General features: G+C 64.4%; 17 protein-coding genes and 2 pseudogenes. 10 read left to right on the top strand and 9 right to left on the bottom strand.

What is annotated here, in order from left to right; genetic code table 11:
• Positions 1–71: 71 nt before the first annotated feature.
• Both X728_RS143830 and X728_RS143835 read left to right on the top strand, forming a co-directional pair.
• Positions 72–2660, top strand: a complete 2589-nt coding sequence (locus X728_RS143830) for a TIGR02302 family protein (protein WP_023832508.1) — start codon at positions 72–74, stop codon at positions 2658–2660.
• A gap of 41 nt (positions 2661–2701) precedes the next feature.
• Entirely contained in the window at positions 2702–3073 is a 372-nt protein-coding gene (locus tag X728_RS143835; protein WP_023685340.1) for a glyoxalase superfamily protein, read from the top strand.
• Here the strand turns inward: X728_RS143835 and X728_RS143840 are convergent.
• Positions 3070–3933, bottom strand: a complete 864-nt coding sequence (locus X728_RS143840) for a LysR substrate-binding domain-containing protein (RefSeq protein ID WP_023698713.1) — start codon at positions 3931–3933, stop codon at positions 3070–3072. The genes X728_RS143835 and X728_RS143840 overlap by 4 nt on opposite strands.
• A 226-nt stretch (positions 3934–4159) precedes the next feature.
• Here X728_RS143840 and X728_RS143845 point away from each other — a divergent pair, with 226 nt between their 5' ends.
• Positions 4160–5110 (top strand): DMT family transporter, encoded by a 951-nt coding sequence (locus tag X728_RS143845; RefSeq protein ID WP_023694029.1) that lies wholly within the window; start codon positions 4160–4162, stop codon positions 5108–5110.
• Between the two features lie 6 nt (positions 5111–5116).
• Here X728_RS143845 and X728_RS143850 read toward each other — a convergent pair whose 3' ends face one another.
• The 3 genes from X728_RS143850 to X728_RS143860 all read right to left on the bottom strand — a co-directional run bounded on the left by X728_RS143850 (position 5117) and on the right by X728_RS143860 (position 6753).
• Entirely contained in the window at positions 5117–5488 is a 372-nt protein-coding gene (locus X728_RS143850; RefSeq protein WP_023673316.1) for a response regulator, read from the bottom strand.
• Positions 5489–5551: 63 nt separating this feature from the next.
• On the bottom strand, positions 5552–6094 hold the full coding sequence (gene hpt, locus X728_RS143855; protein ID WP_023673315.1) for a hypoxanthine phosphoribosyltransferase: 543 nt from the start codon (positions 6092–6094) through the stop codon (positions 5552–5554).
• A 23-nt stretch (positions 6095–6117) separates the two neighbouring features.
• Complete coding sequence (locus tag X728_RS143860) at positions 6118–6753, bottom strand: hypothetical protein (protein WP_023832507.1); 636 nt, start codon at positions 6751–6753, stop codon at positions 6118–6120.
• A gap of 180 nt (positions 6754–6933) precedes the next feature.
• On the opposite strand from X728_RS143860, the gene ftsE reads away from it, so the two are divergent.
• The 3 genes from ftsE (at position 6934) to X728_RS143875 (ending at position 9428) form a co-directional block, all read left to right on the top strand.
• Entirely contained in the window at positions 6934–7593 is a 660-nt protein-coding gene (gene ftsE / locus X728_RS143865; protein ID WP_023685344.1) for a cell division ATP-binding protein FtsE, read from the top strand.
• Complete coding sequence (locus tag X728_RS143870; RefSeq protein WP_023704319.1) at positions 7586–8575, top strand: ABC transporter permease; 990 nt, start codon at positions 7586–7588, stop codon at positions 8573–8575. Before ftsE ends, X728_RS143870 begins: the two co-directional genes overlap by 8 nt.
• Before the next feature lie 133 nt (positions 8576–8708).
• The gene (locus X728_RS143875; protein ID WP_023673311.1) at positions 8709–9428 is read left to right on the top strand and encodes a YdcF family protein; all 720 of its coding nucleotides are present in this window, start codon (positions 8709–8711) and stop codon (positions 9426–9428) included.
• Between the two features lie 92 nt (positions 9429–9520).
• On the opposite strand, the gene X728_RS143880 is transcribed toward X728_RS143875, so the two are convergent.
• Positions 9521–10153 (bottom strand): pyridoxamine 5'-phosphate oxidase family protein, encoded by a 633-nt coding sequence (locus X728_RS143880; protein WP_023673310.1) that lies wholly within the window; start codon positions 10151–10153, stop codon positions 9521–9523.
• A 114-nt stretch (positions 10154–10267) separates the two neighbouring features.
• Between X728_RS143880 and X728_RS143885 the strand changes: the two genes are divergently transcribed.
• Together X728_RS143885 and X728_RS143890 are read left to right on the top strand one after the other, a co-directional pair.
• Positions 10268–11173 carry a LysR family transcriptional regulator gene (locus X728_RS143885; protein WP_023832506.1) on the top strand — a complete coding sequence of 302 codons (906 nt, stop codon included), beginning with the start codon at positions 10268–10270 and terminating at the stop codon, positions 11171–11173.
• A gap of 115 nt (positions 11174–11288) precedes the next feature.
• Complete coding sequence (locus tag X728_RS143890; RefSeq protein ID WP_023673308.1) at positions 11289–12098, top strand: 1-acyl-sn-glycerol-3-phosphate acyltransferase; 810 nt, start codon at positions 11289–11291, stop codon at positions 12096–12098.
• A 69-nt stretch (positions 12099–12167) separates the two neighbouring features.
• Here the strand turns inward: X728_RS143890 and X728_RS01000000167120 are convergent.
• The 3 genes and pseudogenes from X728_RS01000000167120 to X728_RS143900 form a co-directional block, all read right to left on the bottom strand.
• Positions 12168–12793: pseudogene (locus X728_RS01000000167120) on the bottom strand (LysE family translocator).
• A gap of 83 nt (positions 12794–12876) precedes the next feature.
• Entirely contained in the window at positions 12877–13824 is a 948-nt protein-coding gene (locus X728_RS143895) for an aldo/keto reductase (protein ID WP_023731073.1), read from the bottom strand.
• 164 nt (positions 13825–13988) lie between these two features.
• Entirely contained in the window at positions 13989–14522 is a 534-nt protein-coding gene (locus tag X728_RS143900; RefSeq protein WP_023673305.1) for a gamma-glutamylcyclotransferase, read from the bottom strand.
• 124 nt (positions 14523–14646) lie between these two features.
• Here X728_RS143900 and X728_RS143905 point away from each other — a divergent pair, with 124 nt between their 5' ends.
• On the top strand, positions 14647–15645 hold the full coding sequence (locus X728_RS143905) for a DUF2125 domain-containing protein (protein WP_023832505.1): 999 nt from the start codon (positions 14647–14649) through the stop codon (positions 15643–15645).
• A 124-nt stretch (positions 15646–15769) separates the two neighbouring features.
• Positions 15770–16694: pseudogene (locus X728_RS01000000167115) on the top strand (sugar kinase).
• 7 nt (positions 16695–16701) lie between these two features.
• Here the strand turns inward: X728_RS01000000167115 and X728_RS143910 are convergent.
• A complete protein-coding gene (locus X728_RS143910) occupies positions 16702–17637 on the bottom strand; it encodes a prephenate/arogenate dehydrogenase family protein (RefSeq protein WP_023832504.1) in 936 nt (311 codons plus the stop codon).
• Between the last annotated feature and the right edge of the window lie 4 nt (positions 17638–17641).

Genomic DNA, 17641 nt, shown 5'->3' with positions numbered 1-17641 from the left:
GCCTTTGCCGTGTTTGCTGGTAAACTTCTGCTTGTTGAGTCCGGGCTATCCCGCCCGGGCAGGAAGGGCCAATGACGGAACGCCCCATTTCCAGTGGCGATCGCAGCCTGGCCGGGCGGCTTGCCCTGAGCCGGCTGGCGACACGGGTCTCGATGACGGTCGAGCGCGGCTGGCCGCTGCTTCTGCCGCTGCTCATCGTCGCCAGCCTGTTTCTCAGCCTCTCCTGGCTCGGCCTTTTCCCCCGGCTGCCTGACATTGCGCGCATTATCCTGGTCACGGCGTTCGGTATTGCCACGCTGGCGGCGCTCTACCCGCTGCGTTTCTTCAAGCTTCCATCCGCCGCTGAAATCGACCGCCGTATCGAGGCCGCCAACCAGCTGCAGCACAGCCCGGTGCTGGTGCAGACCGACCGTCCCAGCGGCAAGGAAAGCATCTTTTCCCAGGCGTTGTGGCGCGAACACCAAAAGCGCATGGCCGACAAGCTCGGCAGCCTTGGCGCCGACCTGCCGCGTACCCGCGTGCCGGAGCGCGATCCGTGGGCATTGCGTGCCGTGGCGGCGCTGCTGTTGGTCACCGCTTTTGCCTTCTCCTTCGGACCGTCCGGCGGCAGGCTGTCCGATGGTTTCAGTGCCCATGCGGCGCGCGACATCGTACCGCCGCGCATCGATGCCTGGGCGACCCCGCCGGCCTATACCGGCAAGCCGCCCATCTTCTTGACCGCGCCAGTCATCGATGGCAACGCCAAGCAGGCGGTTGCCACCTTCACCGTGCCACAAGGCAGCGACGTCTCGCTGCGCGTGACCGGCGGCTCCGGCGAGGAAACGCTAAGCTTTGCCGACAAGGGCGGCAATGCTCGCGCCATCGACCCGTCGGGACCACAGGTGGCGGCCGTCAAAGCAGCGGCGGTCAACCCCGCGACCCCCAAGCTGCGCCAGTTCACCGGCAAGCTGACCGCCGACGGCACGCTGACGCTGAAGTCGGGCGAAGCCGATCTCGGTCGCTGGGCCTTCGCGGTGATCCCCGACAAGCCGCCGACGATCCGCTTCGTCGGCGAGCCCAAGCGCGCCGTCAACGGCGCCTTCGAGCTCAACTACCAGATCGACGACGACTATGGCGCGGCCACCGCCAAGGCGGTTTTCGCGCTGGCCGATCCGGCGGCGCCCGATGCGCATCCGCTCTACGGTCCGCCTGACCTGCCGCTGGCGCTGCCGCGCCGCGGCGGCAAGGCGAACGCCGCCAAGACCACCAAGGACCTCACCGAGCACGTCTGGGCCGGCGCCAGCATCAAGCTGTCGCTTGTCGCCACCGACGATGCCGGACACACCGCAACCAGCGAAACCAAGACTATTGTGATGCCGGAGCGGCCCTTCGCCAACCCGCTGGCGCGGGCGGTGGTCGAGCAGCGCCGCCTGCTGGCGCTCGACGCCAATGCCAAGCCGCGCGTGCTCGACCTGATGGACGCCATCACCCTGCGGCCCGAGGACACGTTCGACAACATGTCGCATTACCTCGCCATCATGAGCGCCCGCAGCCGGCTGAAGATGTCGGACAGCGACGATCAGTTGCGCAACGAGGTTGCCTATCTCTGGGAAATCGCGCTCGGCATCGAGGAAGGCAATCTCTCGTCCGCCGAAAAGCGGCTCCGCCAGGCCCAGCAGGCGCTGCAGGACGCCATCAAGCGCGGCGCCAGCGACGAAGAGATCGAAAAGGCGATGAAGGAACTGCGCGAGGCGATGAACGAATTCCTGCAGGAATTCGCCGAGCGCGCCAAGCAGAACCCGAACGCGCCGCAGATGCAGCAGAATGGTCGCGAGCTGCGTCAGAGTGATATCGACCGCATGATGGACCAGATCGAGAACCTGGCGAAGTCGGGCGACCGCGACAAGGCGCAGGAGCTGCTGTCGCAGCTGGAAAACATGATGAACAACCTGCAGGCCGGCCGTCAGCAGCAGGGCGGCGAGCAGGACAGCGAGATGCGCCAGCAGATGGACAAGCTGGGCGAGATCATGCGCCGCCAGCAGGAGATGATGAACGACACCTACCGCATGGACCAGATGCAGCGCGGAGATAATCAGCAGCCCGGCGAAGGCAATGGCGACGACCCGGACCAGCCGGGCGTCGGCAAGGATCGCGATCCTCTCGCCCGGCCGAAGTCGATGACACCGCAGGAATTCGCCGATGCGATGAAGCAGCTGCAGGAAGGCCAGGGCCAGTTGCAGAGCGAACTCGACAAGCTGAAGAAGGGCCTGGAAGGCATGGGCATGCAACCCAATGAGGGGTTTGGCGACGCTGGCAAATCCATGGGCAATGCCGAAAAGTCGCTTGGCGAAGGCGAAGGCGACCAGGCAGTCGGCCACCAGGGTCGCGCGCTGGAAGCGCTGCGCAAGGGCGCCAAGGAGATGATGAAGCAGCTGCAGGCGATGCAGGGCGACCAGGGCGGCAGCCAGGAAGGCGGCCGCCAACAGGACGCCGGCCGCGATCCGCTGGGCCGACCACGCGCCAGCCGCGGACCCGATTTCGGCGATTCGGTGAAGGTGCCCGACGAGATCGACGTGCAGCGCGCCCGCCAGATTCTCGAGGCGATTCGCAAGCGGCTCGGCAACGCGCTCAGCCCCGACATCGAGCGCAGCTACCTCGAGCGGCTGCTGGAGCTGAAGTAGCCTCCAAGGCAACATCCGTCGAACTGAATGGTATCAGCGCCATGCCGAAACTCGGTGCCGTCACGCCCATCCTGCGCATCTTCGACATCGCCAAGGCACGCGAATTCTATGTCGACTTTCTCGGCTTCAAGGTCGAGTTCGAGCACCGCTTCGACGACAATGCGCCGCTCTATATGGGTGTAATCCGCGACGGCTGTGTCCTGCATCTGAGCGAACATCATGGCGACGGCGCGCCGGGTATAGCCATGCGCATCAAGGTCGAGGACATCGCGGCATTGCACCGCGAACTGATCGGCAAGAGATACCGCTACGCCCGGCCGGGCCTCGAAACCACGTCGTGGCAGACCCGTGAAGTGTCGGTCGGCGACCCCTTCGGCAATCGCCTGCATTTCTACGAGGATGCAACAGACTAAGCCGGCCGGTTGACGAACGCCTCGCGGATCGCCTCCTGCATGCCGTCGATAGCCTCGCCTGAGGCATTTGGGCTGCGGTGCATCACCACATTCGAGGAATCGATATGACCGAACCCGTCAGCGGCGGTGAGTTCACGACAGCCATCCGGAATATTGCTGTGCGAGATCGGCGCGATCGCCAGGCCAGAGGTGACGGCGAGCTTCAGGCCGCCGGTGGTGTCGCTGGTATAGGCGACACGGTAGGCCAGCCCACGCTGCTCCAGCGATTTGATGGCGAAGTCCTTGCACCAGCCGGCCCGGTTGTAGAGCGCGATCGGCACCGGCCGCTCCTCATGCATGTGATGCAGGCTCGATGTCACCCACACGGTCGGATCGTGCATCAGCACCTCGCCGCCGGAAGGATCCTGCCATTCGAACACCACGGCGAGGTCGAGTTCACCGGCCGCCAACGCTGCCAGCTGGGCGCCCGAATGTGCATAGCGCACGGTGACCTCGACCTTGGTGTGACGCTTCGAGAAGGCGCCGAGCGCGCGCGACAGGATGGCGTGACCATATTCCTCGGGAATGCCGATGCGCACAGGCCCGCCAAGCGGTGCCGCCGCCATCGATGCCGCCGTCTCGTCGAGCAGCGAGACGATGCGGCGGGCATTGACGATCAGCTCGCCGCCACGGCGCGTCAGCGCCACGCCGCGCGAGCCGCGTTCGAACAGGCTGTCGCCGACCAGCTCCTCGAGCTTCTTCATCTGCATCGACACCGCCGACTGGGTGCGCCCGGCCTGCTCCGCCGCCCGGGTGAAATTGCCCGCTTCGGCAATGGCGACGAAGGTGCGCAGGAGATCGCTGTCGAGGGGTGGCCGCATCGAATCCGTCATAAGCAAATTTGATCGCTGGTATCATTCCAATTCGTTTGCAACATGTCAAACGCCGCAGCATAGTCCGCTCGCCCATTGGATATGCCGCCGCGAAATCGGCTGCGGACCAATCAAAGAGTCCTCACTCATACCCGCTGCCCGAAACGGTGGCGGGTTCTTTTTACCCCATGCCCGGGCGGCTGCGGGCAGTTAAGGCAAGGGCCGGCAGAACAACATGCGCAACCGGATCGTTCTCGGCATCATCAGCCTGTGCCTTGGCGTGCTGGTGTTCTCGCTCCAGGACCCGCTGGTCAAGGCGGTGTCGGCCGGCTATCCCGTGACCGAGGTGATGTGGATCCGCTCGATCGTCGCTTTGCCGATCCTGATCTTTCTCGTTCGCGCCGACGTCGGCCTGCGGGCCATCGCCTCGAAGCGGTTCGGCCTGCTGACGATACGCGCCTTCATCCAGTTCTCCTCCTATACGGTCTACTATCTGGCGATCGCTGCCTTGCCGCTCGCCGACGCGGTGGCGCTCTATTTCATGGCGCCCCTGTTCATCATGGCGATAGCCGGGCCCTATCTCGGCGAGCGGGTATCCTGGCAGGCTCTCGCCACCGTGCTGATCGGCATGCTGGGCGTGGTCGTGATGCTGCGCCCGGGCGCCGGCCTGTTCGACTGGGCGGCGCTGCTTTCGTTGGGCTCGGCTTTGCTCTACGGCTTTTCACAGCTGATGGCGCGCAAGATCGGCGACACCGAATCCTCCACCGTCATGGCCTTCTACCAGAACGGCGCCTATCTGGTCGGCGCCGCTGCGGTTGCCGGCACATTCTGGCTTGCCGGCATAACCCATGCTGTCCACCCCAGCCTCGAATTCCTGGTGCGGCCGTGGGTCTGGCCGACGACCCCGGATTTCCTCAAGATGGCGGCCTGCGGCTTCGTCGCTTCGGCCGGCATGATTCTGCTGTCGCAGGCCTACAGGCTGGCGCCCGCCAACCGCGTCGCCACCTTCGAATACACCGGCATCATCTGGTCGCCGCTGTGGGGCTTCCTGTTCTTCGACGAGGTGCCGCGCTCGACCACTGCCATCGGTGCGGCGCTGATCATCGGCGCCGGTCTGCTGGCGCTCAACACCGAACGGCGCCGGAGCGCTGCGCCTGTCCTCGCCGCGTCTCAGGATGCCGCCTGAAGCGTGTCAGGCGAAGCAGGCGAGCGCCTGGTCGACCCGCGAGCGGATTTCGGCCAGCGTGAAAGGCTTTTGCACGACGTCGATAATGATGCCGTTCAATTCCTCGGCGCGCTCGCGCTGGTCGGCATAGCCGGTCATCAGCAGGATCTTCATGTCAGGGAAAAGCCTGGCTGCGGCGATCGCCATCTCGATGCCATCCATTTCCGGCATGCGGATATCGGAGACGACGAGGTCGTAGCCGCCGCCTGCAGCACTGACCATCGCCAGCCCCTGCGCGCCGTCGGCGGCGATATCGATCGAGTGCCCGGCGCGTTCGAGCGCGCGGGCGGCGAGGGTGCGGACGGACTCATCGTCCTCGACGATCAGAAGCTTTGCCATGGGCCGGAATTTGGCGGGCAAAAGTTGACTTTTTCTGAAAATTTGAAGCGTCGGGCCCTTTTCTCAGGCATCGCCTTTGACCACACCGACAAACGGCAGTTCGCGAAAAGCGTGAGCGACGTCCATGCCGTAGCCGACGACGAAGTAATCGGGACAGTCGAAGCCGACATAGTCGGCGTTCAGCTCCGTCTGGCGGCGCATGCGCTTGTCCAACAGCACCGCGATGGCGCAGCTTTTGGCGCCGCGCGACAGCATCAGGTTGCGGGTGAAGGAGAGCGTCTTGCCCGACTCCAGGATATCGTCGATCAGCAGCACGTCGCGGCCGGCGACCTCATTGTCGATGTCGCGCAGCACCCTCACCTCGCCGCTGGTGGTGCCGGCGCCATAGCTGGAAATGAAGATGAACTCGACCTCGGGCGACAGCCCGACATCGTGCATGGCGCGGATCAGATCGGCGGCGAAGATGAACGAGCCCTTCAGCACCGAAATCACCAGCAGGTCGTGATAGTCGTGCTCGGCGATCTCCTTGGCGAGTTCGAGATTGCGCCGCGCGATCGCGGACGCCGAAAACAGGACCTCGATGTCCTTGCCGCGCACAACTGGCATCAACAACCTTTCCAGAGAACCGACTAGCCGGCGAAGGTGACCGCCACGGCCTTGACGCCGTTTCTAGGCACATCGAGGCGGCTGGAAAAGCCGAATCTTTCGCCGGGCGCCAGAGAACGGTTGGATGTCCCCAGAGTATAACGGGTGATGCGGCTGTCATTGCCGGTGACACGTATGTCCAGCGGCGGCAATTGTCCCGCCTTCAAACCGTCATTGACGGCCTCGCCATCCACGAACAGCACCGGGGCGGGTCCTGAGGCGTCGACACGCGACGTGACGCCGGCAATGCTGAGTACGGCGCCCTCCGGCTGTTCGACTGACCAGAACGGCGTCTGGCGCACCAGCGCGTGGCCACCCGAGACCCAGAAGGCGGCAAGCGCCGCACCGATGCCGGCAATCCAGAAGATCGGCCCGCCACGCGATGCCGGCCGCCCGGCTGACGCATCTGATTTGCGCAGCATCTCCATGCCTTCCATCGACGGCGTCGCGATGTCGCGCGCCGGCGTCGGCATGGCTTCTATCAGTGGGATCAGCTGCGGCAGCACCTCATAATCCGCATCGACGATGTCGGTCGCCACAGGCCGCGATTCCGGTGCGACACTTGTCCCGGTCATGATTTCGCCGGAAACCGGGCGCGCGGTTCGTTGCTCAGCCATCATGGCCCCGCTGTTGCCTCTTCGTTTCTTTTGCGTAAATGGAAATGGTTAACGCTTCCCCACCGGAACCCTTGTGACGCACTCAAAAACAGCGAAAATTAACCGACGGTTAACCATGGCGGCCGATGGTCGTTGGACAGAAAGGGCTGGCACGCCGCCGCCACACACCTCAGGTCGTCGCACGTGATCCGCTTCGAAAATGTCGGCCTCCGCTATGGCATGGGTCCGGAAATCCTCCGCGACATCTCCCTGCACATTCCGGAGAGCTCCTTCCAGTTCCTGAGCGGGCCCTCCGGCGCCGGCAAGACGACGCTGCTGCGCCTTCTGTTCATGTCGCTGAAGCCGACACGCGGGCTGATCACCATCTTCGGCAAGGACCGCTCGCGCATCTCGCGCGCTGAACTGCCGCATCTCAGGCGCCGCATCGGCGTGGTGTTCCAGGATTTCCGCCTGCTCGACCACATGACCACCTATGAGAATGTCGCTCTGCCGCTGCGCGTGCGCGGCCGCGAGGAAGCGAGCTACCGCACCGACGTCACCGAACTTTTGAAATGGGTTGGCCTGGGCGAGCGCATGCATGTGCTGCCGCCGGTCCTTTCGGGTGGCGAAAAGCAGCGCGCGGCAATCGCCCGGGCCTTGATCGAACAGCCCGAAATCCTGCTTGCCGACGAGCCGACCGGCAATGTCGACCCGCCGCTGGCGCGCCGGTTGCTCAGGCTGTTCATTGAGCTCAACCGGCTCGGCACCGCGGTGGTGATCGCCACTCACGATCTCGGCCTGATGGAGCAGGTCGACGCGCGCCGCATGATCCTGGCCGGCGGAAGGCTGGATATTTATGACTGAGCTATCGGCCGAACAGCTGCATGAAGACGCCGCCGAGCCCGCGACGACGACGCAGCGCGTCCACCGCCGCATGGCGCCGATCGTGCCGGCGCAGAATATTGCCGGCCGCGCCTTGGTGCTGGTCATCGCCATCATGACCTTCCTGTCCTGCCTGACTTTCGGCGCCGTCACGCTGGTGCGCGACACTGCCTCGGTCTGGGAAAACCAGATCTCGCGCGAGGCGACGATTCAGATCAAACCGGTCGACGGCCTCGACATGGAGGCAGCCCTTGCCCAGGCCTCGCAGATCGTCGGCGAATTCCCCGGCGTGAAGGAAACCCGGATCATCGATCGCGACGCCACCGCGCGTCTGTTGGAGCCATGGCTGGGCTCGGGCCTGAATATCGACGAATTGCCGGTGCCGCGCCTGATCATCGTCACCATCGACGAGACCAGTCCGCCCGACTTTAGCGCCATCCGTGCGGCGCTCACGCCCAAGCTGCCGAGTGCTTCGCTCGACGATCACCGTACATGGGTCGACCGGCTGGTCGCCATGGCCCGCACCACGGTCACCATCGGCATCGCCGTGCTGGTCCTGATGCTGTCGGCGACGGTGCTGACCGTAGTGTTTGCGACGCGCGGCGCTATGGCGGGTAACGGCCATATCATCGAAGTGCTGCATTTCGTCGGCGCCGAGGCGCGCTTCATCGCGCGCGAATTCCGCTGGCATTTCCTGGTCACCGGCATGAAGGGCGCGGCCGCCGGCGGCGCAGCCGCGATCCTGGTTTTCATCGTCTTTTCCTGGTGGTCGTCGCGCAACATGGCAACGCCGCAGGCCGACCAGGCCACCGCTTTGTTCGGCAATTTCGCCATCGGATCGGCAGGCTATCTCGGCGTCGGCCTGATGGTGCTGGTGATCGGCGGACTGACGGCGGCGACCTCGCACGCCACCGTCGTCGCCTATCTCAGCGACATCGATGTCCGCCAGCCGGATGCGGGGTGAACCGTGAGGGCAGAAGCGAAAACAGTTCGGGGGCAAGGACAGGAATGGAAGGGACGATCACGGATCGAAAACCGACGTAACGCAATGTGCGCTTTTTTCCTTACCAAAAAGGCATTTCAGGATTAACCATAGGATGATGAACGCGCGGGAGTCGACCGGAACGGCTGGACAGATGCCAGTGGTGCGTTTGCGTGTGCGTACCGGGCTGGGCCGTTTGCGCACCGCCCTGCGTCTCGCCTCCCTCTGTCTACTGCTGCTGGTGGCCCTGTTTGCCGGTGGCTTCGGCTGGTTCGCCAGCAAGGTCAGCCACATGACGACCCCGACCAACCCGGCCAAGGCCGATGCGATCATCGTCTTGACCGGCGGTCAGGCCCGCCTCGACGCAGCACTCGATCTGCTTGCCTCCGGCAAGGGCGAGCGGCTGCTGATCTCAGGCGTGCATCCCTCTGCCAGCCGCCGCCAATTGCAGGCTGCTACCGGCGGCGACAAGGCGCTGTTTTCCTGCTGTGTCGACATCGACCGCGCCGCGCTCGACACGATCGGCAATGCCGAGGAAAGCGCTAAATGGGTGGAGAGCCACGCCTATGGCAGCGTCATCCTCGTCACCAACAATTACCACATGCCGCGCAGCCTGCTCGAGATGGGCCGCCTGCTGCATGGCGCCAGGCTTGAACCCTATCCGGTGGTCAACACCAATCTGGACAATGGCGACTGGCTGACCAAGCCGGAAGCGCTACGCGTGCTTCTGACCGAATACAGCAAATACCTGCTGGCGCTTGCGCGCGGCGTCGTCCCGGTCCGCCAGACTGCCGACAGCGTCGCACTGGCCGAGGTTTCGACCGCCAAGGACTAAAGCAATTCCAGGAAAAGTGTGTAGCGGTTTTCCCGGGAAAAGCACGTACGCTTTCCCTTGGGAATTGGACAGACGATTCTGACGGCGCTCGATTACCCCTTGGCCGTGCCGTCTTCCGCGCCACGCAGCCGCGCAATCTCCTGTTCGAGGCTTTCAATCCGCTTGTCGCGTTCGGCGAGTGCGGCCGCGACATCGGCGGCCTCGAATCGCTGCGGAATGTGTTGCGGGCAATTGGCATCCCAGGCCGAGACGGTGAACAAGATGACCTGCTCGGGGCGCGCCTTGTAGTCCTGCGGCATCAGCCTTGCCAGAAGCTCGGCATCGTCCTCGACGACGCGCGCCGTGCCCCAGATCTTGACGCGCTGGCGATGCGCATAGTCGATCAGGAACAGGAATGCCTGGTTGTTGTCGGCGAGATTCCCCTGCGTGATGAACTGCCTGTTCCCGGAGAAATCGGCAAAGCCGATGGTCTTCTCGTCCAGCACCTTGAGGAAGCCGGCTGGCCCGCCGCGATGCTGGATGTAGGGCTGACCCTCGCCATTTGCCGTCGACAGGAAGACGCTGGTCTGCGCCGCGATGAAGTCGGCGAGGTCGGGCGTCATATGGGCGCGCCATCCGCCGCGCTCCTCGGCGCTGGCATAGCCCTTGCGCGAACCTTTGCGGGTCTGGATCGCCTTGACCGTCGGCGTGAAGGCGACATCGCTGGTGAAAGTATGAGCATTCATGGAAGCCTCCGCGAGGTCGAAACACGGCCATTGTACGCGAAGAGGTAGGTCCTTCCATGTTTTGGATGTAGATGGCATAGTTGCAAGCCATCCTTCCAATTTCCGGAAGACACTATGGATCGTCTCGAAGCCATGTCGCTGTTCGTCGCCGCGGTGGAAGCGGGCAGCCTTTCCGCTGCCGGCCGCCATTTCGGCATTCCACTGGCAACGGTCAGCCGCAAGGTTTCCGACCTCGAAAAGCACCTTCAGGCGCGCCTGCTGAACCGTTCGACCCGGCAGCTCACGCTGACCGATGCCGGCCAGGCCTATCTCGCCGCCTGCCGCCGCATCCTCGGCGAGGTCGGCGAAGCCGAACGCACCGCTGCCGGCGAATACAGCACGCCGACCGGCGACCTGTTCATCACCGCGCCGGTCGTCTTTGGTCGCCTGCACGTGCTGGCTGTCGTCACCGAATTCCTGGCGGCTTATCCTCAAGTCAACATTCGCCTGACGCTGGCTGACCGGATAACCCAACTGGCGGAGGAACATCTCGACCTTGCCATCCGCATCGGCGAGCTTGCGCCTTCGAGCCTCATTGCCATCCGCGTCGGCGCGATCCGTCGCGTCGTGTGCGCCAGCCCCGCCTATATCGCCGCGCATGGCATGCCGCGGACGCCGGACGATCTGGCCGCGCATGAATGCATCAGTTTCGAGGGGCCTTCCGCTCTCGCCAGCTGGAGCTTTGCCGGCGACAAGGGCGAACTGATCGTGCCGATCCGCTCACGGCTGCGCGTCAACACGGCGGAAGCTGCAATCGATGCCGCGATTGCAGGCGCCGGGATGACGCGGGTGCTCTCCTACCAGATCGCGGACGCAGTACGTTCCGGCGTGCTCGTCCCGGTCTTGCGGCCCTTAGAGCCGCAGCCATGGCCGGTGAGCCTCGTCCATGCCGGCCAAGGCCTGCTGGCGGTGAAACTCAGGGCGTTCCTCGATTTCGCCGCTCCGCGGCTGAAGCAGCGGCTATTGCAGGCGACGTGGTGAGTTGAGACTGGCTTGAGTCAGTGGCGAGCCGGCCTATGTCAGGCCATTGCGGCGTTTCCTTTTTGCCCGCGCTTGGTGTAACCAACGCACACCTCCTCAACGGGCCCTTCCCCGCATGCTCTATATCCGCTCGCTGGCGTTCAACTTCGTCTTCTATGTCAATCTGATCGTCCAGATGGTCCTCTGGACCCCTTACTACTTCCTCTCGCCACGCCATCGCGCCTGGTTCGTGCCTAAATTCTGGTCGCGCACCAGCCTGTGGCTCTACGACAAGATCGCCGGCACCAGGAGCGACATCACCGGCGTTGAAAACCTGCCCGAGGGCTCTTTCATCCTGGCGCCGAAACACCAGTCGTTTTGGGACGCGATCGCTTTCTTTCCGTTTTTACACGACCCGCTTTATATCCTGAAGCGCGAGCTGACCTGGATTCCCTTCTTCGGCTGGTACATCCTGAAGATGCGGATGATCCCGGTTCACCGCGGCAGCCGCTCCAAGGCGTTGAAGCAGGTCGTTGCATCGACAAAGCAGGAGATGGGGCGCAATCCGCGCCAGCTGATTATCTACCCCGAAGGCACGCGCCGAGCGCCAGGCGACGAGCCGGCTTACAAATACGGCATTGTCGAGCTCTATACGCAGCTTGGCGTCCCGGTGGTACCGGTCGCCCATGTCGCCGGCCTCTATTGGCCTCGCCGTAAATTCTTGCGCTTTCCCGGCACCATCAAGGCCCGCTTCCTGCCGCCGATTCCGCCCGGGCTCGGCAAGGACGAATTCATGGACCGGCTGATCGGCGATACGGAAGCCGCCTGCGACCAGCTGCTGATCGAGGCATCGCAGGCTCCTAACCCGCCGCAAATGCCGCCGACGGCGGTCAAACGGCTGGCCGAACTCGCCGCGGCCGCCAAAGCAATTCCAGGAAAAGTGTGAGCGGTTTTTTCCGTGCCGAATTGCGTCAAAACAAAAAAGACCAAAGCTTGATCTCTTCTGCGAGCCGGCTCAAGGCCACGCCGCCAGCGCCGTGGTCAGCACCAGCGTCGCCGCGAAGGCCAGATTGATGATCCGCGACGCCAGCGGCTGGCGTAGGGTGCGGGCGAAGGCCGCGCCGGCCAGCAGCCACAGCACATGAATGGCGACGATCATCAGGGTGAGAACCGCCAGCCTGGCCGGGATGCCGAGAGCATCGGCGCCGGCTGCGGTCGCGGAGCCAGCAAGGACCGCAGCAATCGCCACATAGGCTTTCGGGTTGGCAACGGCGAGCAGGAAGCCGCCGAGGAAGGTCGGCAGAACCGCGCTGCTGTCACGCGCGGCCAGCGGCGGCGCAGTCGCTATTCTGTAGGCGAGGTAGAGAATATAGGCGGCGGAAGCGACCGCCAGCACTGGCGCTACGCCCGGCATCGAGGTGAGGATAGCCTTGATGCCGGTGGCCACGACCAGCAGCACCGCGACCGTGCCTAAAATGATCCCCGATGTGTAGTGAAGCGAATTGCGCAGGCCGAAGGCGGCCCCTATCGCCGTGACGCTGATCGTCGCCGGGCCAGGACTGCCATGACGACGGTTGCCGCCAGCACCAGCGCCAGCAATTGCTGCCAGGGCTGCGCCTGCGAAAGAATCTCTGCGGCCATGCTGCCTCTTCTCCACAATAATGGAGAACAGTGTGGCAAGGCGGACAGCCGTCGTCTTGAACGATCGTGCCGAACCTGCGCGGCTAGGCGCTGGCCTTGTCCAGCGCCACGAGATCCTCCGCGCTGAGCTTCAGCGATGCGGCGCGCACCAGGCTGTCGACCTGGTCCAGCGTCGTGGCGCTGGCGATCGGCGCGGTGATGCCCGGCTGCGCCATCACCCAGGCGAGTGCTACTTCCGCCTGCTTGGCCGAATGGCGCGCCGCCACAGTGTCGAGTGCGGCCAGAATGCGCATGCCGCGCGCATTGAGATAAGCCTTCACGCCGCCGCCGCGTTCACTTTTGCCGAGATCGGCCTCGCTACGGTATTTGCCGCTCAAAAACCCCTTGGCGAGGCTGAAATAAGTGATGACGCCGATATCCTCGGCAACGCACAGATCATGCAGCGGCCCGTCGAAGGATGAGCGGTCGTAGAGATTGTATTCCGGCTGCAGCACGCTGTAGCGCGGCAGCCCGCGCAGGCTGGCAACATCGAGCGCGGCGCGCAGCTGGCCGGCGTCAAGATTCGAGGCGCCGATATGGCGGACCTTGCCGGCAGCGAGCAGCTTCTGGTAGGCGCCGAGCGTCTCTTCGTAAGGCGTGGTCGGGTCCGGCCAGTGCGACAAATAGAGGTCGATCACATCGGTCTGCAGCCGCTCAAGCGACGCCTCGACCGCCCTTTCGATATGGGCAGCGGACAGATCCTTCTTGCCTTGTCCCATATCCGAGCCGACTTTGGTGATGACGATGATCTTGTCACGGTTGCCGCGGCTTTTCATCCATTTGCCGATAATGGTCTCGGACTCGCCGCCCGCGTGGCCGGGCACCCAGCGCGAATAGGCATCGGCCGTATCGATAGCGTTGAGGCCGGCGTCGCCGAACCGGTCGAGCAGGTCGAAGGAGGTCTTCTCGTCCGCGGTCCAGCCGAAGACATTACCGCCCAGAACCAGCGGCGCGATGGAAAGGTCGGTTTGACCGAGACGGCGTTTTTGCAAGACGGGTCTCCGTGGGCTGGCGGCGGGCGACCCGAATGCTTCGGGCCGCAGCTAAGCTAGGTCTCGCCGCGCCGAGGTCAAAGGCCTCAGCCAATTTTTCCAGCGGGCCAGCGCTTCACAAAGGCGCGAGCGCTTCGCCTGCAGGCTCGCCGTGGTCTACTGGCTCACGAGGCGATCCGCTTCGCCACCTCTTCCAGCCAGTGGTCGCTGATACCCAGCGCCGCGAGATGCTGCAGCGTGTTGAGCACATAGTCCTCGTTGTTTCCGGACTGGCCGACGGCGCCACGGATAACACCTGCCGCATGCGCAGGGTCGAGCCCGCCGGCATACTGCTCATGCTGGCGGTCGACGATATAGGCGACCGCTTTCACTCTCTCTCCCGCGGCCGCCCCATTCCCGTCGAGGCTGATATCGAGCACACGCTCGAGGTAGACGCTGGTCACCAGTTCGCGCTCGCGCAGATAGGTCAGCACCTCATCGCGCAGCTCGCCGGGCACGCGAAAGGCCAGCCCGATGCAGGAGCCGCCACGGTCGAGGCCTAGCACCAGGCCCGGCCGCTGGCGCGTGCCGCGATGCACGAAGGAATAGACGCACAGCGACCGGCGGTAGCCGTAAAGCCGCGCGCGCCGTGTCTCGACATGGGCGAATCCCGGTCGCCAGATCAGCGAGCCGTAGCCAAAAACCCAAAAATCGCCCATATCGCCAAGCCTGATTGCACGAGAGTGACGCCGCCGCATCGGAATCGGTGCTCTTCTGTTCTTTTTGCTTGTTGCGTAAGCCACAGTCCACCCGCAACACGCCCGCGTTAATGAAAGCCGCAGCATGACGTCAAGTGACGAGCGTCCGTCGAAGTTTCGCCGCCGGCTGATGTGGCTCGCTGCCTTGGTCGTTATGCTGTTCGGCGTCTACAGCGCGGTCTGGTTCTATGTCGCCGGTCGCGTCAGCAGCGAAGCCGACAAGGCGGTGGCCTCGCTCAAGGACAAAGGCATCGAGGCCGGCTGCGCCAACCTCACCGTCAGCGGCTACCCCCTGAGTTTTGCCATCTCCTGTGACAATCTGGCTTACGAGGACGACGCCAGGAACGTTGCCGCCTCGGCAGGCAGCTTCAACTTCGTTGCAGAGCTCATCCGGCCTTTGTCGCCTGCCGCCGAGTTGCGTGGGCCGCTGCGCACCTCGGTGCCGGGGATGGCGCCGCTATGGATCGACTGGGACAATCTGCAGGCCAATGCCAAGCTCTCCTGGCCCCTGCCCCGGAGCATTTCGCTGCAGGCGGAGAGCTTGTCCGGCCAGACGGATCCGGCCGACGACACTGATCCGGTTTCACTGTTCAGCGCCGGAACCGCGGCGGGCGAGTTGCGACCAGACGGCCAGGACATCGGCTACGTCGGCAGCTTCACCGATCTTGAGATCGACGCCGACGCGATCGGCGGGCGCGTGCTGCCGCCGCTCGACGGCAGCGGCGACGCGACGCTGAAGAACGGCGTCGCGCTGATGAAGACGCAGGCCAGGAGCCTGCGCGGCCAGGCGGTCGACATCCACAAGCTCGATCTGTCGTCGCGAACCGCGCGCATCACCGTCTCCGGCCCGGTGTCGGTCGACGCCAACGGCCAGGTCAATGCCGACCTGACGATCAAGCTGCAGGATCCCAAAGCCGTGGCGGCAATCCTCGCCACCGCAATCCCCGAGCAGAAGAGCCAGATCGAGCAAGGCTTTGCCGGTCTGGCGCTGCTCGGCAACGAACCGTCGATGCCGCTCAAGGTGGTGAAGGGCAAGGTCTCGCTCGGCTTCATTCCGCTGGGCAAGATCAAGCCGCTCGATTAGAGCAATTCCAGGAAAAGTGTGAGCGGTTTTCCGTCCGGAATTGCGTTAAAACAAAGAGATAGAGCATGATCGCAAAGAGCGGGAACGGCTATTGGGAAGAGATCATGCTCGAGCAAGCCGACGCATGAACCGACCGGTGAAACTGCTGAGCGTTGGCGCACTGACGCTGGATACCATCCTGCGCGTCGAAACCCTGCCCACGCATCAGGGCAAGTTCATCGCCTCGGACGGCATCCAGATCGCCTCGGGCATGGCAACAAGTGCTGCCTGCGCCGCCCGCCGTCTCGGCGCCGAGGTGTTCCTGTGGGCAAGTGCAGGTGGCGATGCCGTCGGCGACCAATTGCTGGCCGGCATCGAGGCCGAGGGCGTCGATTGCGGCTTTGTCCGCCGCGTCGAAGGCGCCCGCTCGGCGCTGGCCGCGATCCTGGTCGACGCTCATGGCGAGCGCATGATCGTGCCCTTCTACGACCCAAAGGCGCAGGCCGACCCCGAGGCGGTGCCTGTCGCCGATCTTTCCGGCTTCGATGCCGTGCTGGTCGATGTGCGCTGGCCGGGCGCCGCCGCTCTTGCCTTGACCGCCGCGCGCGACGCCGGTTGCCCGGCAATCCTCGACGCCGACACGGCGCCGCTGGAGGTGCTGGAGCGTCTGTTGCCGCTGGCGTCGCACATCGTCGCTTCGGAGACGGCTGCACGCATTATCTGCGACCACGCGCTGGATCCCGAAACCGCCTGCGCCGACCTCGCCAGCCGCACAGACGCCTTTGTCGCGGTTACCGGCGGCGCCGTGGGAAGCTGGGTGGCATGACCGGTCCGCCGGATGCGTGCGCCACATCGCGGCGCCGAAGATCAAGGCGGTCGACACGCTGGCCGCCGGCGACGTTTTCCACGGCGCCTTTGCCGTTGGACTTGCTGAGGCCATGCCGGTCGAGCACGCGTTGCGCTTTGCCAGCGCGGCGGCCGCGCTCAAATGCCAGCGCTTCGGCGGCCGGCTGGGGGCGCCAAACAGGGACGAGGCAATGGCCATGGTCGCGGCGACCTGGCCCGTCTGAAACAGATTTAACTTTTCACCGGGTGCTCGACCGCCTGGCGGCCGAAATCCGGCACGTCGATATCCTGGCCGGCCTCGATGATCGAACGGCGAACGGCCCGGGTGCGGGTGAACAGGTCGAACAGCTTGTCGCCGTCGCCCCAGCGGATCGCCCGCTGCAGCGAGGCGAGGTCCTCCGAAAAGCGCGCCAGCATTTCCAGGATGGCATCCTTGTTGTGCAGGCACACGTCGCGCCACATGGTCGGGTCGGAGGCGGCCAGACGGGTGAAGTCGCGGAAACCGGAAGCCGAATATTTGATCACTTCCGACTTGGTCACCGATTCCAGATCGTCGGCCGTGCCGACGATGTTGTAGGCAATGATGTGCGGAAGATGCGAAACGATGGCCAGCGTCATGTCATGATGCTGCGGGTCCATCGTGTCGATGTTGGAGCCGCAGCGCCGCCAGAATTCCGACAGCTTTTCCAGCGCGGCCGGATCGGTTCCCGGCAGCGGCGTGAAGATGCACCAGCGGTTTGCGAACAGGTCGGCGAAACCCGCATCCGGGCCCGATTTCTCCGTACCTGCCAGCGGGTGCCCCGGAATAAAGTGCACGCCGTCCGGTACATAGGGCTGTATTTGCGCAATGACCGAGGCCTTGGTCGAACCGACATCGGTGAGGATGGCGCCCTTTTTCAGCCCCGGCGCGATCTCTTGCGCCACCTCGCCCGACGATCCCACTGGCACCGAGACGATGATCAGGTCGGCATTGCGGACCGCTTCCCTGGCGTCGGTGGTGTAGCTCTCGCCAAGACCGAGCTCCTTCGCCCGTGCCAGCGTGGCCGGGCTGCGCGTCGCGATGGCGACATGGCGGGCCAGGCCCTCGCGGCGGATGATGCGGGCCAGCGACGAGCCGATCAGGCCGATGCCGACCAGCGCGATCTTTTCAAACATCGGTGCTGTCATTGTT

Source organism: Mesorhizobium sp. L103C119B0 (genome assembly GCF_000502235.1).
Classification (GTDB): Bacteria; Pseudomonadota; Alphaproteobacteria; order Rhizobiales; family Rhizobiaceae; genus Mesorhizobium.
The sequence above is the reverse complement of the archived record's forward strand: the minus strand, read 5'-3'. Positions and strand labels throughout refer to the sequence as shown.

Bases quoted from the DNA above. Each gene is read 5' to 3' on its own strand.
- X728_RS143830 (WP_023832508.1), top strand. From the start codon at position 72: ATGACGGAACGCCCCATTTCCAGTGGCGATCGCAGCCTGGCCGGGCGG.
- X728_RS143835 (WP_023685340.1), top strand. From the start codon at position 2,702: ATGCCGAAACTCGGTGCCGTCACGCCCATCCTGCGCATCTTCGACATC.
- X728_RS143840 (WP_023698713.1), bottom strand. From the start codon at position 3,933: ATGCGGCCACCCCTCGACAGCGATCTCCTGCGCACCTTCGTCGCCATT.
- X728_RS143845 (WP_023694029.1), top strand. From the start codon at position 4,160: ATGCGCAACCGGATCGTTCTCGGCATCATCAGCCTGTGCCTTGGCGTG.
- X728_RS143850 (WP_023673316.1), bottom strand. From the start codon at position 5,488: ATGGCAAAGCTTCTGATCGTCGAGGACGATGAGTCCGTCCGCACCCTC.
- hpt (WP_023673315.1), bottom strand. From the start codon at position 6,094: ATGCCAGTTGTGCGCGGCAAGGACATCGAGGTCCTGTTTTCGGCGTCC.
- X728_RS143860 (WP_023832507.1), bottom strand. From the start codon at position 6,753: ATGATGGCTGAGCAACGAACCGCGCGCCCGGTTTCCGGCGAAATCATG.
- X728_RS143870 (WP_023704319.1), top strand. From the start codon at position 7,586: ATGACTGAGCTATCGGCCGAACAGCTGCATGAAGACGCCGCCGAGCCC.
- X728_RS143875 (WP_023673311.1), top strand. From the start codon at position 8,709: ATGATGAACGCGCGGGAGTCGACCGGAACGGCTGGACAGATGCCAGTG.
- X728_RS143880 (WP_023673310.1), bottom strand. From the start codon at position 10,153: ATGAATGCTCATACTTTCACCAGCGATGTCGCCTTCACGCCGACGGTC.
- X728_RS143885 (WP_023832506.1), top strand. From the start codon at position 10,268: ATGGATCGTCTCGAAGCCATGTCGCTGTTCGTCGCCGCGGTGGAAGCG.
- X728_RS143890 (WP_023673308.1), top strand. From the start codon at position 11,289: ATGCTCTATATCCGCTCGCTGGCGTTCAACTTCGTCTTCTATGTCAAT.
- X728_RS143900 (WP_023673305.1), bottom strand. From the start codon at position 14,522: ATGGGCGATTTTTGGGTTTTTGGCTACGGCTCGCTGATCTGGCGACCG.
- X728_RS143905 (WP_023832505.1), top strand. From the start codon at position 14,647: ATGACGTCAAGTGACGAGCGTCCGTCGAAGTTTCGCCGCCGGCTGATG.
- X728_RS143910 (WP_023832504.1), bottom strand. From the start codon at position 17,637: ATGACAGCACCGATGTTTGAAAAGATCGCGCTGGTCGGCATCGGCCTG.